General features: G+C 43.7%; 13 protein-coding genes. 10 read left to right on the top strand and 3 right to left on the bottom strand.

Features of this window, described 5'->3' with window-relative positions; all coding sequences use genetic code 11:
* Nucleotides 1-9 precede the first annotated feature (9 nt).
* Both ACFP56_RS09345 and ACFP56_RS09340 read right to left on the bottom strand, forming a co-directional pair.
* On the bottom strand, nt 10-738 hold the full coding sequence (locus tag ACFP56_RS09345; RefSeq protein ID WP_379233664.1) for a class I SAM-dependent methyltransferase: 729 nt from the start codon (nt 736-738) through the stop codon (nt 10-12).
* A gap of 164 nt (nt 739-902) precedes the next feature.
* The gene (locus tag ACFP56_RS09340) at nt 903-1889 is read right to left on the bottom strand and encodes an alpha/beta hydrolase (protein WP_379233662.1); all 987 of its coding nucleotides are present in this window, start codon (nt 1887-1889) and stop codon (nt 903-905) included.
* A gap of 251 nt (nt 1890-2140) precedes the next feature.
* Between ACFP56_RS09340 and ACFP56_RS09335 the strand changes: the two genes are divergently transcribed.
* From ACFP56_RS09335 to ACFP56_RS09325, 3 genes are all read left to right on the top strand, one after another.
* Entirely contained in the window at nt 2141-2893 is a 753-nt protein-coding gene (locus ACFP56_RS09335) for an IclR family transcriptional regulator (protein WP_379233660.1), read from the top strand.
* A 439-nt stretch (nt 2894-3332) separates the two neighbouring features.
* Nucleotides 3333-5081: a methyl-accepting chemotaxis protein gene (locus ACFP56_RS09330; protein WP_379233658.1), complete on the top strand. Its 1749-nt coding sequence runs from the start codon at nt 3333-3335 to the stop codon at nt 5079-5081.
* A 34-nt stretch (nt 5082-5115) separates the two neighbouring features.
* Complete coding sequence (locus ACFP56_RS09325) at nt 5116-5751, top strand: pentapeptide repeat-containing protein (protein WP_379233655.1); 636 nt, start codon at nt 5116-5118, stop codon at nt 5749-5751.
* Nucleotides 5752-5871: 120 nt separating this feature from the next.
* On the opposite strand, the gene ACFP56_RS09320 is transcribed toward ACFP56_RS09325, so the two are convergent.
* On the bottom strand, nt 5872-6732 hold the full coding sequence (locus ACFP56_RS09320) for a helix-turn-helix transcriptional regulator (protein WP_379233653.1): 861 nt from the start codon (nt 6730-6732) through the stop codon (nt 5872-5874).
* A gap of 220 nt (nt 6733-6952) precedes the next feature.
* On the opposite strand from ACFP56_RS09320, the gene ACFP56_RS09315 reads away from it, so the two are divergent.
* From ACFP56_RS09315 to ACFP56_RS09285, 7 genes are all read left to right on the top strand, one after another.
* The gene (locus ACFP56_RS09315) at nt 6953-8902 is read left to right on the top strand and encodes a glycoside hydrolase family 127 protein (protein ID WP_379233651.1); all 1950 of its coding nucleotides are present in this window, start codon (nt 6953-6955) and stop codon (nt 8900-8902) included.
* Between the two features lie 360 nt (nt 8903-9262).
* On the top strand, nt 9263-11221 hold the full coding sequence (locus tag ACFP56_RS09310) for an FAD-dependent oxidoreductase (RefSeq protein WP_379233649.1): 1959 nt from the start codon (nt 9263-9265) through the stop codon (nt 11219-11221).
* Nucleotides 11218-13173 (top strand): LTA synthase family protein, encoded by a 1956-nt coding sequence (locus tag ACFP56_RS09305; protein WP_379233647.1) that lies wholly within the window; start codon nt 11218-11220, stop codon nt 13171-13173. Before ACFP56_RS09310 ends, ACFP56_RS09305 begins: the two co-directional genes overlap by 4 nt.
* A gap of 668 nt (nt 13174-13841) precedes the next feature.
* The gene (locus tag ACFP56_RS09300) at nt 13842-14399 is read left to right on the top strand and encodes a hypothetical protein (RefSeq protein WP_379233645.1); all 558 of its coding nucleotides are present in this window, start codon (nt 13842-13844) and stop codon (nt 14397-14399) included.
* 370 nt (nt 14400-14769) lie between these two features.
* Nucleotides 14770-15057 (top strand): hypothetical protein, encoded by a 288-nt coding sequence (locus ACFP56_RS09295; RefSeq protein WP_379233643.1) that lies wholly within the window; start codon nt 14770-14772, stop codon nt 15055-15057.
* Nucleotides 15058-15327: 270 nt separating this feature from the next.
* Nucleotides 15328-16089, top strand: coding sequence for a DeoR/GlpR family DNA-binding transcription regulator (locus ACFP56_RS09290; protein WP_379233641.1), 762 nt, complete (start codon nt 15328-15330; stop codon nt 16087-16089).
* Nucleotides 16090-16172: 83 nt separating this feature from the next.
* On the top strand, nt 16173-17249 hold the full coding sequence (locus tag ACFP56_RS09285; RefSeq protein ID WP_379233639.1) for an alcohol dehydrogenase catalytic domain-containing protein: 1077 nt from the start codon (nt 16173-16175) through the stop codon (nt 17247-17249).
* Nucleotides 17250-17272: the final 23 nt, after the last annotated feature.

Genomic DNA, 17272 nt, shown 5'->3' with positions numbered 1-17272 from the left:
GCCCTCGTTTTATTGTTTCGTTATTTCGAGAAAATGCTCGGCAGCAGGAAGAAAGCGAAAAGGTGTACTACGTAGTCTCACTGATATTTGCTGTTTTTGCAGATCATGGATCAGCTCATCTAGATGCGGATATCTCTCGTTGCGGAAACCGACAAGCGGATACGCAACAATACGCCCTCCTTGCTTGGTAACACGCAGCATCTCCTGTAAGGCTTGCAGGTGGAACGAATAATCAAACTGTTCTTGATACAAAAACAAAAAGTGGTTACAGCATACAAGCTCGAAGCTATGATCTCGAAACGGCAGCGTTGGCAGTTCGGCAGTAACGTAGCGTAATGGCTTATGAGAAAGCGTCTGCTGCTGTTTTTCATGGCGATAATGCATAATAAATTGCTGTAATGCGTCATGACGAATTGCATCATGCTCTTCTAATGAGGAGTAATCCTTCCATACGAAAGCTTCCAGCTTGGCAGCCAGTTTTGCAGCAGCAAGCTCAAGTTCCTTCAATCCATGCTCAAGCATGGCATCAGGCGTTAGCTTATAAAGCGGATCACAAGCAAATGCATCATAGCCTCGCTTACACAGTTCAGCGGTAAATGACGATGCGCCACCTGCCACATCCAGAATCCGGCCACTAGCCGGCAGTTCGTTTTCAAGCAAAAACATGCGACAATACTCATCGAAGGCACGACTGGTCATCGCAACTCCATTTTGTTCATACAAGGGTTCATTGTACATACTCACTCATCTCTCCTCATCTCAACTTACTCGTCTCATCTTCAACAGAATAAGAAGCCATTTAGCTGTATAACCTATCCTGTTGTTTGAATTATAGCAAAAAACAGCAAAAAGAAAAGCAGCCAAATTAGAATACTTGGCTGCCTCATAAGCATACTAGATCGTTAATAAAATGAACTTAAAAATTGCGAGATATTTTTCATATATACATTGGGGTCTTTACGGAATATAAGCTCATGCTGACCACCCTCGACAACCCAAATCCGAGATTGGGGAACTAATTGATTGGCTGCAATTTGCTCTGCAATGTAAACATCAGCTTTATTGTCGGCTGTACCATGGATAATAAACAATGGGATTTCATATTGTTTCTGGAGAATGGTCTCCGCAGGTTTGTTTGAAAAAGCGTGATTCGTCCAAAGGGGAAGCAGTCTGCTAATGATCGCAGTTGTCGGATACTTCGGCAGTCCGATATACTGTTTAATATTGGTGTAGAGCGTATCAGGACTGGGCAAGAACAGGCTATCCAAAATTAATCCATCGATATGGTCCGATTCTAAAGCTGCTTGGAGTGCGGTGCCGCCACCCATTGAAAAGCCCCAAACGATAATTTTTTGCGCACCACGTTCTTTAGCATAATCAACTGCCGCCAGCAGTTGATTTTTTTCTTCAGCTCCCCATGTAGCAGGTGCATTATAGCTTTTTGACGCATAGCCATAATCAAACATGATGACATTATAGTTAAGCTCATGCATAAGTTCAGCCAAATCGTACATCGGGACCCAGCTTTCTTCACGATTGGCACCATATCCATGAGATAAAATAATCGTTTGTTTCGATTCATCACCTGAAGCACCATGAGTTGCAGGAATAAACCAGCTGTCAACAGTCGTTTCCCCACTTCTGCTTGGATAAACCACTACCTCATAGGAAAGCTGTTTTTTCTCCAAAGGGTTGCTTTCAAGCGGCGGTACATAAGGAAAAGCTAGATTCCAAGCGATAATAGCATGACTAACAATGACGATGATGCCGATAAAGGCAAGCAGTGCGACTGTACTGGCAATTGAGAAATGAGTAAGTTTTGATTTGCGATTTAACTTGATGTCGGGTGCAGCTGCTGTTGCAGTTGCTTGCATAATTGGGCTGCTCATGTTGACTCACCTCTTTACCTGCCTTTTCATTTAATGCTAGACTGACATGTTTCGACTGTCAACTGGAACTTATCTCATACTTGCATGAATATGCTTATCCAATCGGCAAAATGAAATGTACATCTAAAAGGAAGCATAGTATACTAAATGAGAATAAATATCAATGGATTTGAAAATTAGTTTTATTGTATGAAACAATCTACTGTTAGTTCCGATTGTCACATGATACAATGGAAGCAGGAGGGATGCTCGTGGAAGAAGGGAAAAACACCGTTCGTTCGGTGGAAAGAGCGCTCGATATTTTACTTTGCTTTACGATTCGCCCTAGCTGGGCCATGACTGAATTGGCGCAGGAGGTCGGTTTGCATAAAAGTACGGTACATCGCATGTTGGCAACATTGGAGGATAAGGGCTTCATTGAACGAGACGCTTCAACCGATCGTTACCAGCTCGGATTAATGGTATGGGAGTTGTCTGCGAATCTGTCAACAACCAATGATCAGTCCATGATGTGGCAGAAGGAAATGGAGAGACTACGAGATCAGCTGGGTGAAACGGTTAGTATCTATGTACGCTCAGGTGTTGAACGGATTCGTATTCAATCTGTACAAAGCAATGAGCCAGTTCGAAGAGTAGCGCCAGTAGGTGCTCGCTTTCCTCTCTATGCTGGGGCCTCAAGCAAGGTGCTGATTGCTTACGCAAGCCAAGAGGACCAGCAGGAAATCTGGCAGCATCCAACATGGCAGCTAAGAGATCAGCTTACGATGGATACGTATCAGAGTGAATTATGCGAGGTACTTGAGCAAGGCTATGCCGTCAGCTTTGAGGAGCGTGAAAGCGGAGTGGCTGCAGTCTCGGTACCGATCTTTGATCGAGAAGGACATATCATCGCTGCTCTTGCTGTATCAGGTCCATCAGGAAGACTTGACTTGGATCGGATGAGAGAATATGCACCTATCATGCAAAGTGCTGCCAAACGAATGAGCATGATGACAAGATTGTAGTCAAAACCGAACGCAATAAGCAACCAGGTATTTATAAAAACCCCGAATTGTCATACGAAATTTGTATTTCGTAGCACAGTTCGGGGTTTTTGTACTCTTTTTTAGTCAATGGAAAAATTTTCTCTAATCACAATTTAACAATTAATGGATAAGAAACATGTTACTTTAGGAGTAGGTACATGTGATTAAAAATCTTGTTTTTCTATGTAGCAAGCAGTATTTCCTTCATTCTTAAGAACTATTTCTTTGGTGTTATTTCCTGATTTGTACAAAAGGACTATATCAATCGATTTGGAAAACCGATGATATGTTTGCTAGTTGCGTTGAGTAAAGTTTAGATATTTGCTCATTGGTTTCTTATTCTTTCCTTATACGCAACTAACAATTAGCAGCTATTATCATCAAGTTCACATTCACCAGCAAAAAGGGGAGTACAGCAATGATCAAATGGATTAAGAAGCAGTCATTAGTTTTTTCCAGCTCTATTCTTTTGGCCGTTCTTTTTATGACACAGGCAATAGTTATGAATTACGTGTCGTATGATGCGCAGAAACAAGCGAAGTTCGGTGAATTTCAAGCGATCGGAGAAAAATTACAGGCTCAGGCGCAAATGGATATTCAGTATATAGAATCAGCGATGGAATGGATGAATGGAGATCGCACATCCTCTTCTGCCGAAATGGATATTTTGAATCGTTTGTTGAATGCGACGATCGATGATGAGCTTATTGTAAGAGCATATTTTCTTACAACGAATTATACGAAAACTGAAGAACAAAACGAGCTAACGTTTTTGCAAACGAGCAATACATTTATGGATGTAGGTCATCAGGCAGGGGATATCTACATAGCAAGCGAAGAGCTTCTTGAACAATTTCAACAAGCACTAAATAATCAGTCAGGACTATCGGAAGAATATACTGATGATTATGGTGACTGGATAACATATTTAGCGCCGTTGCGTGATGCACAAGGCACAACTGTCGCGGTGATGGGGCTTGACTTTGATTATGACATCGTGAAGGATTTTTTAATTGAAACCTTCTTTAAAAGTACGATAATCGCTGTTATTCCAGCTATAATCGCCATTATATTAGCTACTTTGATTATTCGAATTGTCATCCAGCCATTACGTACCCTTGTTAGACTTGCGAAGAAAGCTGCGAATGGTGATCTTACGGTTCAAGTTCCGACTACCTTTGGCAATGAAATTGGACAAGCTGCTCGTTCATTTAATGAAATGGTTACAAGCTTAAGAGAGCTTGCTGTACATATCGATCATACATCGAAGGAAGTCTCCGAATCCTCCAGTGCAATAAAAGAGACAGCGGGTCAATCAGAGTCTGCTATGAATGATATTTCATCAGCAATTCAAAGCGTATCCGCAGGAGCGGAAACACAGCTTGCAAGTGCGCAGGAATGTCAACGTGCAATGACAGAAATGGCGATTGTTATTCAGAGAATTGCAGAATCCTCTTCAACAGTATCCGAACTAGCTACAGATACTTCACATCTAGCAGCGGAAGGCGAAACTGTGGTAAGTCAAGCTGTGAAGCAGATGCATACGATTGAAAAGCAAGTAACAGGTGCTGCCGAAGTAATGCTGCAGCTTAATCAATCCAGTGAGCGGATTGGCGATATAATTGGTCATATTACGGAGGTTGCAGATCAAACGAATCTGCTTGCGCTGAACGCTTCAATTGAAGCTGCTCGCGCAGGTGAACACGGGAAAGGCTTTGCTGTTGTTGCACAGGAGATTCGCAAGCTGGCGGAGCGCTCGAAGGAATCGTCTGATGAAATTGCAGCCATTCTGGAGGAAATCCGTTCCAAATCGGAAGGAGTTAGCGCTTCGTTGTCTGAATCTGCACGTGAAACTCGAGTAGGTACAGAACTGGTCAACGCTTCAGGCGAATCCTTCCGCTCTATTCATGAAGCCGTGAACCAGGTATCTGGACAAGTTCAAGAAGTGTCTGCTGCATCTGAGCAAATGTCTGCAGGAAGTGAAGAAATTGCTGCTTCAATGGTTGAACTGGAGCAAATGGCCAATGCATCTTCGTCTCATTCGCAAGAGGTTGCCGCAGCTTCTGAGGAGCAGCTTGCTTCAATCGAAGAATTGTCGCATTCCTCTCAACAGCTGCAGAACCTTGCTAATGAGCTTAGACAGGCTGTTGGTAAATTTAAGGTTTAAGCTTTAATATAAAGCTATACAGGAGAGGGGCAGAATGATGAAGCTTGATGCGCCGAAATTAAGCTCGCATTTAATAGAAGGAGTTTGGCAGGAGCCGGAAGACCATTCTGTTGAGCTAGAAAATATCATCATTACGAATCAACAGCTCGATGGACAAAGCTTCTCCCGGTTTAGAGCTGCTAATGTTGTACTCAAGGGCTGTAGCTTGCAGGGATGCAACATTGATTCACTGGATTTGCTTGATGTGAGGCTTGAGCATTGTGATCTTTCCAATGCCAAGCTAAGCCGCTCTTCTATACATCGAGTCGAATTCGTAAATTGTAAGCTTGTCGGAACCGAGCTTACGAGGTCGAGTATTGGCACTACACAGTTTTTGCTAAGCAATCTAATCTTATCAAACTTCGGTGAGTCGAAGCTGGAGAAAACGTTGTTTACTGACAGTCTGCTGCAGGATGCTGATTTTTTTAATTGTAAGCTGAAAAAGGTAAGTTATGAGCAATGCAAACTCGATGCTGTTAACTTTGACGGAACCTCTTTGAAGGAGGTCGATATGAGCAGCTCAGAGTTCTCATCCTTGACTGTAGCAATTGAGCATCTGAAGGGCTGCAAGGTATCGCGTTATCAGGCGATGCAATTTGCTTCGCTTTTGGGACTCGTCATTAAAGATTAAAGAAAGCTATGCATAGCCTAACCGAGGCTCAGAGCCATCTGAGCGTCGTGTGAAGGTGGGTGCATAGCTTTTTTTGTTCTTTACGAGTATTACTACTTTTCAGGCGTTGATTGTTTTACATTACTCATAATATTTTTTGCGGTAGCTGGAAGGGGCTTCGCCTACATGCTTTGCAAAGCAGTTTGAGAAATACGGGGCGTTATCGAACCCAACGTTTTCGGCAATATCAGAGATGGATAAATGCGTATTAAGCAGTAGCATTTTCGCTTGATCCAATCGCACCTTCAAGACATACTCGCTTGGTGTATAGCCGTACACCTGCTTCATCGCTTTCGTAATGTAGTTATAGTGATAGTTGAAAATGAGTGATAGTGCCTGATTGGTGATTTGCTGTCGGTAATGATTGCGAATATAGTGCTCGACCTGCTCCGCTAGACGTACGATGCTGCTTGTTTGCCTGTTGGTTTGCTTCATGTCCATCATAAGCAACAACTCCTCGAAAGCATGCTGCTTTTGCCAGTACGCCTTGGGCTCTATTTGCTTATTCGCGTCATTCATTTGCTCAACTAACCGGTAGGCCTGCTGTGGGTAGAGGAGCTGCATCGATTTTGGAATTTGCATCGTGTAAGGAGCGGGATTAAAGCAATCCTGATGTTTTTCAGTCTGAAATTTGTAATGTAGCTGTTCGCTTTCAACCCAATCATTAACCGTCTGAAAATGAATCCAGTAAAAAAATGTATCAGTCGTAACAGGCTCCACACTATAGTGGTAACGGTCAGGCAGTAATATTAATGTCTGTCCTTCGTGAAGCAGCCAGCTTTCTTTTTCCTCTCCCAAGTGCAGACTGCCATTGCGAACGATTATGAGGTCGAATAGGTTAAGACTGTGTCTGTTCGGATGCGATTCCCCGATCTCATAGTCTGAAAAGCCGCTTTCAAGATAGTAGGGTGACGGCGGGCTGTTAAAATAAATATAGCTCATCATGTTCACCTGTCTTAGTGTGAGATTTTATAAGAAATTAGTTGGTTTTCTGTATCGTGTATTGTAATCATAACACATAAAATAAAGCTGTAGTGTGAAATTAACGTAGCTTCACCATGTAATGTGAGGCAAGAAACGTTTCTATGAAAAATATGTCCAGGCTATCAAAGCAGCAATTGAAGCAAATACAGATTTAAGCCAATCATGGGGAGGAATTATTATGGTTACAGCAAATAGCTTTGTATCAATGAAGCAGGTGAATATTGATGATTCGTTCTGGGGGCAATATACGCAGCTTGTCAGAGATGTCGTCGTTCCTTATCAGTGGGAAGCCATTAATGATCGTGTTGAGGGCGCTGAGAAAAGTCACGCGGTTCAAAACTTTAAAATAGCAGCAGGCCTCGCGGAAGGTGAATTTTACGGCTTTGTCTTTCAGGATACTGACGTAGCTAAGTGGCTGGAAGCGGTAGGGTATCTATTAATGAAGCAGCCTAATCCGGAGCTCGAAGCAATCGCGGATGAGATGATTGACATTATTGAAAAAGCTCAGCAGCCTGATGGCTACTTGAATACGTATTTCACGATTAAGGCACCGGAAGACAAGTGGAAGAACCTGACAGAAGCGCACGAGCTGTACACGGCTGGACATATGATTGAAGCGGCAGTAGCCTATTATGAAGCGACAGGCAAAACTAAGCTGCTTGATATCGTATGCCGTTTTGCTGACCATATCGCAGAGGTGTTTGGCGATGGTCCGGATCAGCTTCCTGGCTATGACGGTCATCAGGAGATTGAGCTTGCACTTGTAAAGCTGTATCATGCAACGGGCAATGAAAAATATTTAAACTTGAGCAAATACTTTATCGATATGCGCGGCACGAACAACTTCTTCGAGGAGGAAGCTGAAAAGCGCGGCTGGACGAGTATATGGCACAAAAACCGTATTCATATCGACAAAAAATATTTCCAGGTGCATAAGCCTGTACGAGAGCAGGCAGAGGCGGTAGGACATGCGGTGCGTGTTGTTTATATGTTGTCAGGCATGATCGATATTGCGAGAGAAACGAATGATGAGACGCTTCTTAATGCGAGCCGCACGCTTTGGAACAACATTGTAGGCAAGCAAATGTACATTACAGGCGGCATTGGATCAATGGTACATGGCGAGGCGTTTTCAGTTGATTATGACTTGCCGAATGACACGGTTTACGCTGAAACCTGTGCTTCAATCGGGCTGATCTTTTCCGCTCAACGCATGCTGCAGCTTGAGCCTCATGCACATTATGCAGATGTGATGGAGCGCGCGTTGTACAATACTGTCATCTCTGGCATGGCACTGGATGGAAAGCATTTCTTCTACGTTAATCCGCTAGAGGTATTTCCATCTCAATGCCATGGACATAACCATAACTACAACCATATTAAGCCTGTTCGACCAGAGTGGTATGGCTGTGCATGCTGCCCTCCGAACCTAGCAAGATTGTTGTCTTCACTAGGTGACTATCTGTATTCTGTAAACAACGATACGATTTATTCGCATCTGTTTATTGGAGGCAAAACGCAGGTTGAGCTTAATGGCAACAGCATTGAGCTTACACAAGTCTCTGAGCTTCCGTGGCAGGGCAAGGTATTATACGAGGTGTCAGTTGACGCACCTGTTAGCTTCGGGCTGGCTGTACGCATTCCTGGCTGGTCAGACCATGCTTCAATCTATGTAAACGGCGAGGAAATCGAGCTGTCCGGCTTGATGAAGGATGGTTATGCTGTGATCCACAGAGAGTGGAAGAACGGAGATAAAGTAGAGCTGAAGCTTGATATGTCGATCAAGAGAATGAAGAGCCACCCGAAAATTAGAGCCAATGCGGGCAAGGTTGCACTACAGCGCGGGCCAATCGTGTATTGCATCGAGGAAGCAGACAACGGAGGCAACCTGCAGCATGTACGCTTGCCGAAAAATGCCGAGCTGAAGCTTGCATTCAATGATGAGCTGGCTGGCGGTGTCGTAACGATCGAGGCTGACGGGTTGATTGAGGAGGCTAGTGATTGGAGCGACGAGTTGTATGCGGCGAATGCCGAGCTTCAGCAAAAGCCTAAGAAGCTCACCTTTATCCCATACTATACGTGGGCCAATCGCGGTGAAGGCGAAATGATGGTTTGGGTAAAAGAATAGTAAATATGAAGACTTCGCTTAGTTTCGACTAGGTGAAGTTTTTTTTTATTAAGGTTTTAGTTTACAAACACAAAAAAGTATACTTTATTCTATTATTGCCCGTGAATAGAGGCGCACACTTTCTACCAATACTGATCGTGTATATTGCGATGAAGCTAGATAAGCAGGAACTTGATTGTTAATCGTGTAGATTGGCTTAACAGCTCTACTCTTACCCGCTGAAAGCTGAAGTTTTCGCATGTATTTATTAAGCAAATGTTAAGCATTTATTCAGCCGCTATACAGCGATCTGACAGTAGTAATTAAACACAGCTCTCTACAATTGGACTCATGCAAACAATTGAAGGAGAGCTGTTAACGATGAAAACAAAGCTTGGACTTGGACTGTTATCTATATTCTTAATTATCGCTATTGTTGCAATTATACTAGTCATCAATGACAAGTCTGAGGACAAGAGCAATAATCAGCCGGAATCGATGGACGTTGGCCAATATACGAAGGTAGAAAAAGAAGAGTATGATGTGATTGTTGCCGGAACCGACCCGGAAGGCGTGATGGCTGCCATCTCGGCAGCCCGTAACGGCATGAAGGTGCTGCTGATCGATGGGCGCGACCGCGACCGACTGGGCGGCTTGTTTACCTTGGGAGGGTTAAATACGCTTGATCTTAATAATTCGCCGTCACAACCGTCGTTTTCCAATAAACTGAAGTTTCTCAACGAAGGATTGTTCCGCGAATGGTTCGATCAGCTCGAAGGCACTTCCTTCGACACGCAAACAGCGGCGGATGTGTTCTTCAAGATGGTGAAGGACGAACCAAATATCGATCTGATGATGAACGTTTCCGAGATGCAACCAGTGGTTGAAGCTAACGACTCGACGTTAAAGGTGAGCGGACTTGACGTTGTCAGCAAGGACAACAATCAAACTCGCATTCGAGCCAAGCTCGTGATTGATGCTACGCAGGATGCCGATATTGCTGCAGCAGCAGGAGTGCCATATCTGACAGGGCGTGAGGATATGGGCGATAAAGAAGCAAAAACGGCTGTAACACTCGTTATTAAAATTAAAGGCATTACCGATGAAGTTTGGACAGCCTTTGGCAAGCGCAAGGGCAGCGGTCAGTTCGGGACAACCATTTGGGGGTTTCCTGAAGCAGCAGGATACGTTGCTACTGACCCGGATCGGGTGCGCGTAAGATCGCTCAACATTGGTCGGCAGGCTGATGGTACAGCGCTAATTAATGCGATGATGGTGTTCGGTGTTGATCCGCTTGATCCGAATTCGCGCAAGGAAGGCTATGAGATCGGCAAACAAGAAGCGCCGCGCTTTATTGACTATATGAAACAAACTGTTAAAGAATTCGAAGCAGTGGAATATGCAGGTGTAGCAGAAGAACTATACGTTCGGGAAAGCCGACATATTGTAGGCGAATATGTTCTTTCGATCCGTGACCTGATGGAAAATCGCGATCATTATGATGCTATTGCTTACGGCTCCTACCAGGTCGATCTGCACAGTACAGGCAGCAAGGATGCCGGATATATTCTGATGAAGCCAATGCAATACGGTGTGCCGTTCCGCTCGCTTGTTCCATTGAAGGTTGATGATTTGCTCGTTGTGGGCCGTTCAGCAAGCTTTCAATCAATGGCCCACGGCAGCGCGCGAGTCGTGCCGCTCGGAATGGCGACAGGCCAAGCGGCAGGAGCAGCCGCAGCAATGTCGATTAATGAAGGCATCACTGTACGAGAAATGTCGAAGTCGCAGGAGTATATGGAAAAACTGCGCGGCCTGCTTACAGAGCAAGGCGTTGATCTGAAAATGAACAAGTTTCCGACTCCTTACTATCTGAAGCATAAAGCGACGCGCGGTCTGCTGACAGCTATAGGCTTGCTAATTACGACCGGCAGTTATAATAATGAAGGCTTCAAGCTGGACGAGCCATCGAATCCGATGCGTCTGCTTGGACATACGCCTAAATTGCGTCAAGCCGTACCTGACAAATTTGCCGGAGATGCTGCTGCGGGCGTACAGGATATTGCTGAAGAGGAGATGAAGAGCAGTCCGCTATCTCTGGAATGCGCCATTCATATTTTGTCTGCTTTGATGGGATTGGATCAGCAGAAAGGAACAGTGGAGCATTTTGTTGATCAAAAATGGCTTGTCGGTGAAACATTGGCTGCCATCGATGATTGGACATCCCTGACGAACGGAGAAGTGTATTTGATTATTGATGATGTACTGAGAAATTATGCAAACTATTCGGAGTATGGATCAAGTGCTCCCTCACCCTCAGGCAAGGCAGGTGATGCACAATGATATTTACTGCACGCATCAATGCCTGGCGAGCTGGGCTACAGCGAATTTTAGAGGGGAGTCTGCGGCGAAAATACAGTATTATAACAGGCATGACGCTGTTGCTGCCGATTGGCTTAATGCTGTGGACGGAGACGCTGCAGCGCGGCTCTCTGATCAGCGCGTTTGCATGGATGTTGGAGAACACTACCATCTCGATGTTCAATTACGGTATTTATTTGACTGTGTTTGTTTTGATCTATGCGCTTGTCGGCCGATTTCTGGTTGCTTCTGGCCTATCGGCTTTGCTATTGGCACTGGCAGCCTTGACCAGCTATTTCAAGTCCTCGCTCATTGGAGAGCCGTTCTTCCCTTGGGATTTGATGCTGAGAAAAGAGGGGCTTAATATTTTCTCTTACATCTCCAGCTTCTCGACGGCCTTCAAGCTGCTGGTCGTATTACTGTGTATCGCCTGCATATTTCTGCTGCGTATCGTTGTGCCAAAGCTTTCGCTGCCGCTGCTGGCGCGGCTTGGGCTTGGCCTGTTGTCCATATATGTGCTGTACGCGGCAGGCGTGCAGTCACCATGGGCTGGCAAGCTGGCCAAGGAGCTTGGTTATAAGGAAACCGTCTGGAATCAGAATAAAAACTACACCGATAACGGGCTGGCAGCTGCTTTCGTCATGAATGTAAAGCATACCATTATTGAACGGCCCGAGGGCTACAGCAAGGAGGAGCTTGCCCGAATTGCGGAAAGCATAGTCGCCATTCAACAGGCCAGCGCTCAGTCGGCTAACGATGGGCAGGACAATTCGGCAGCCGGTAGCGAGGTTAAGCCGAATGTTATTTTCATTATGAATGAAGCCTTCTGGGACCCGACGCTGCTGCCGAATGTGTCTTTCAGTGAGGACCCGATCCCGACTGTACGAGGTTTGCAGCAGCAGTTTACCTCAGGGTATCTGCTGTCGCCGCAGTTTGGCGGCGGGACAAGCAATGTCGAGTTTGAGGTGTTGACCGGTCTGTCGATGAGTTTGCTGCCGCAAGGGGCGGTGCCTTATCAGCAGCATGTAGGCGATTCACTGCCGACACTGGCCTCCTATTTTGAAGACCAAGGCTATTACAGCATGGGGATTCATCCGTATGACGGCTGGTTTTGGAGCCGCAATCGGGTGTACAAGTCGTTTGGCTTTGAGCGCTTCAAGAGCAAGACAGGCTTTGATAATCCTCAGTTCAAAGGCGCATATATCTCAGATGAGGAAGTGACAAAGAGCATTATCGAGGAGGTTACAGCTTCCGACAGACCGATGTTTATTTATGCTGTTACGATGCAAAATCACGGACCGTACAGCAAACCGCGCTACCAGGAGCATGAGGTGCAGGTTTCGGGGGAACTGACAGAAGATGCGGCTCAGATTTTGCAAACATACACTCAAGGTGTGCGCGATGCCGATAGAGCGCTGGGAGATTTAATTGCGCATTTTGAGCAATCAGGCGAGCCGACCGTAATTATTTTCTACGGCGACCATTTGCCGATGCTGGGCGAGCAATATTCCGTTTATTTGCAAGGGGGACTCATTTCCAGCTCTAGCGCATGGGACTGGTCGCTTGAGGAGTGGCAGCGGATGCGAAGCATTCCATTCGCCACCTGGTCAAACATTCCAATGGATAAACAATCGTATCCCGCATTGAGCTATGCCTTCCTCGGGTCCGTCATCATGGATGGGCTCCATATAAGCAAGCCTGCGCAGTTTGCGCTTGGCTCCAAGCTGGCAAAGCAGCTTCCCGTTATGACAGGACCGCTCTATGTTGATGCGCAGAGCCAGTTATATGCCAAAGTACCTGAGCACTCCAAGTCATTGGTGGATGATTACCGCAAGGTGCAGTATGATTTGATGTTCGGCAAGCGATACTTGGCCGATTATGTAGACGGCGCATTTATTCGCAAGACACCGCTAGAAGGCTATACGCTGGATTAGTTGCTATAGCTTTACCATTCATGAAGGTGGATAGTAGTCAGCGAGCATGCCGAGTACATCGTTATATCCGTTCAGATCATTTTGTGAAAAGCTGTCCGAAGCGATGCGAATAGTTAGCTATTGTTGTATAGGAAGGAAGCGGTCAGTCCCACGAGGGCATGGTCGCTTTTTTCTGAGCATACAGGCGGACATTCAACAACCAACAATGGATAAAAAATAGACATATTACATTAGCAAAGCTACGAGATGTTGTTAGTTAAAAATATGTAGAACAAGACAAATTTTAGTATATCTAGTTTTTGCTTGTAGCTTTATTGAAGGGCAATACAAATTGTTAGAGGAATGATTGGTTTCATTGGGGTGGAAAAAAGGATATATTTGTTAGTTTTTCAGTTTACAAACAAAAAAAGTATGTTTTATACTATTATTGACCGTTAATATAAAGGGGGTGAATCAATAGAGTATAATCAACAAACAGTTTAAGTCGATTATGTATAAACAGAACAATGACAAAGATTTGCAACATAGAAGTATTATCATAAGTATTTTTTGTAAATGCTCTAAGTAAGAAATTTTATTTTGTTGTCTAAACCACTAAACTGCAAAGTTAGCGAGTAATCTAAACATTTGGTAGAGTAAAAGATTTAGCTTAATTGGGAGGTAATTTAATGAGAAATAAAATTACTATAATTATCTTAACACTGGTTCTTTCATTTTCTTTATCGGCGTCCTTGGTAAGTGCTGATAGTGTTGATTATGTAAGCGAAGCTAGATTATCTGAAATTCAACCTACAATTGTTTATGAGACACGAGTAAATACTTCGAATAATTCTATTACATATAGTCCATTGGATAGTCAGTTTTCTGCATTTTCCTCTACTGCTTTACCTTTTAATTTTGAATTCAATTTTTCATCTAATCTGACTTCAAGAACTTTTTCTAATAATGGAAGCAATGTTACAATAAGAATTGATGATGCTTGTTGGACTAGTATAGACGGATACTCCCTAGAACATCAACATTTTGCTATATATTTATACAAAGGTGACGGTACACTAATCGGCTACACTTTAGATATGCCAGTACATTGTGATGGTCCTAACGGCCCAACTACTCATAGTGTAACATTCAATAATGTACCAAAAGGCGATATTTATTTCCGTCTTTCTAAGCCAGTAACCACTTATTCATATTATTTAGAAGGAACGGGAAGGATCTTTAATTAATGTAATGTTAGTCGTTGTGGAGAAGATTTTCTTCTCCACAATTTTTATTTTAAGTCGAAAAATATTACATTATATGTAGAGGATAAGTTGCTAGTATTTGTAGAATACGTTAATGTTATTTTAATAACATTTTGATTTGCTGAAGGGAGGAATTTGTATTCAATATCGTTCAAAACACATTTTGACCGTTCTGGCATTGCTATTTTTATTATTAATAATAGCAATCTTTGTTTATGCTTATTTGAAGATATCGAATCAAAATTCGGTAAATCCGTATAACTCGCAAGTTATAACCGAGTCTCATAGCTCCCCCTACAGTCGTCTAGTCAGAGAGGTATACGACAAGATTGAAAATATAAATCCAGTAAATATGTATATAGATGTATCAGAGGAAACAGGAGAAGTAACAAAGGTTGTACTAGGCTCGTTAATAACGAATGAGAACCAATATGTATTTGCAATTAAAAATGAAAATAACGAAATCGTTTACCACAATCTCCCACATGGGATTGATGGTGTCAGGATTGTTGGAGTTAGTAACAGTCAATATTATTTTCTGCAAAATAAAGAAGGAAACGAATTCGTATTCAAGCTGAATTTGGAAAATCCGCTTGAGGGTATCGATTTTGTGAAAAGCTGTCCGAAGCGATGCGAATAGTTAGCTATTGTTGTATAGGAAGGAAGCGGTCAGTCCCACGAGGGCATGGTCGCTTTTTTCTTTTTCAATCAATATGAGCATAAATGAACATGTTTCAAATGAGTAAATGGAGATAACTTGCACAACTTTGCGCAATTATGTTTGGAATTCACTTAAAAATGCTCATAAATGCTCAAAAATGTGTTGACAGTCACGAATTATCCATATATCATAAGATTGTGAACAATATTGAACATTAGCGCGCAATATTGAGTGGTAGGGGTGGATATTATGCTTGCTGTAGAAAGAAAAACTCGAATAATTGAGTATGTGAAGGAACATCGAGTAGCCACGATTAGTGAGCTGGCCAAAGCTTTTTCTGTACATGATGCTACAATTAGAAGAGATGTGAATGAGATTGTTCGTGAAGGACTGCTGAAGCGGACACATGGCGGAGTAACGATTGACGAATGGACCAATTCAGAGGCCTCCTTTAACGAGCGATATAGCAATCAGCTTGAACAAAAAATGCTAATAGGCAAGCGGGCAGCAGAGATGGTGAAAGACGGCGAGCATATTATTATTGATTCAGGAACGACAACGCTGCATATTGCAAAAAATTTGATCCATCGTACCGATCTCACTGTCGTCACGAATGATATGAACGTTGCTGCAGAGCTGAAAGATTCTCCAGGCATCAAGGTCATTTTGACGGGTGGCGAATTGTACCCTTCCAGTTATATGCTGAACGGTATGTTTACTGAACAAGTGTTGAATTCCTTGCATGTGCACAAAGCATTTATCGGTATTCCTGTTTTACACTCCCGATTTGGGCTGATGCATCCAGAAGCTCAGCTTGTTCCAACGAAGCAAAGCATGATTCGTGCCTCGGAGAACATTATTGTAGTCGCTGATGATTCAAAAATTGGAAAGGTCTCCTTACACACGGTCGCATCAAACGAAGAGATTGATACGCTGATTACTGGAAGTGGCATCAGTGAATACGATCTTGAGCAGTACGGTAAGAGCGGCGTTGAAGTGATTACAGTGTAATGAACCAAAATGATTGTATTGAGTAATGAATGCGCTTTACTTGCTCAGCAATCGTATTATTTTCGCAACAGGGGGTGCGCAGCTTGGCAAGCAAGTCAAGTAAAGTGTTGCGGCTGATTGAGCCGCACAAAATCGAAGAAGTTACGATTGAGCGGTCTCTCTTGCCGCATGAGGTTTTGATCGAGCCGGAGCTAGTCAGCATCTGTCATGCCGATCTGCGGTACTATACCGGGCAAAGACGTCAGGAGGCGCTGGCAAAAAAGCTTCCTATGGCATTGTTTCATGAAGGAATCGGAACTGTGCTCGAATCTAATTCCGAAGAGATCAAGAACGGTCAGAGAGTCGTTATCGTACCGAATTTGCCAGCATATGAAATGCATGGAACAGCGAAGGAAGAGTGCTGTGAGTACTGTAACGGAATAGGAGAGAACTACTGCGAGCATGGAGGTTTTCTTGCAAGTGGAATTGATGGAATGGCTCAAAGCAGACTTGTCATATCTGCTTCCAATGCAATCCCAATTCCTGATGATGTGCCTGATCACATTGCCGTCTTAACAGAGCTTTGCAGTGTTTCTCATCAAGCACTGGAGCGAGTACGCGACCGCTTGCAGTCAGGTACAGCTGTAGTATTCGGAGACGGACCAGTAGGCTACATGACAGCAGCTATGCTGCACCATATGTATAAGCTGAATGATGATCGATTGACCGTATTCGGAGCGATTGAAGAGAAGCTTAACAATTTTGATTTTGCTCAACGACAAATGGTTCAAACGTATAACTTTGAGAATGGGCCGTTAGTTGATATCGCGATTGAATGTACGGGTGGAAAGTTCAGTCAGAGTGCTATTAATCAGGCTATTCAAATTCTTAAGCCCGGCGGCGTTCTGATATTGATGGGGGTTACCGAGGATTTAGTGCCGATCAATACACGCGATGTGCTTGAGAAGGGGATTACAATGTTTGGCAGCAGTCGCAGCACAGCTTATGACTTTAAGCAAATTATTCAGGCTATGCGACAGCCAGCATATCAGCAATCATTAAACAAAATTGTACCAAAGCATTACGAAAATGTGAGTACGGCAGACCAACTCGCCAAAGTTATGGAATCCGCCGCAGCTCATCGAAGCTGGGAAAAAACAATTATCCAGTTTAACTGGTAACTGCTACTTTGCCCATGCCATTA

The organism is Paenibacillus septentrionalis (assembly GCF_042659865.1).
In the GTDB taxonomy this organism is placed as follows: domain Bacteria; phylum Bacillota; class Bacilli; order Paenibacillales; family Paenibacillaceae; genus Pristimantibacillus; species Pristimantibacillus septentrionalis.
The sequence above is the reverse complement of the archived record's forward strand: the minus strand, read 5'-3'. Positions and strand labels throughout refer to the sequence as shown.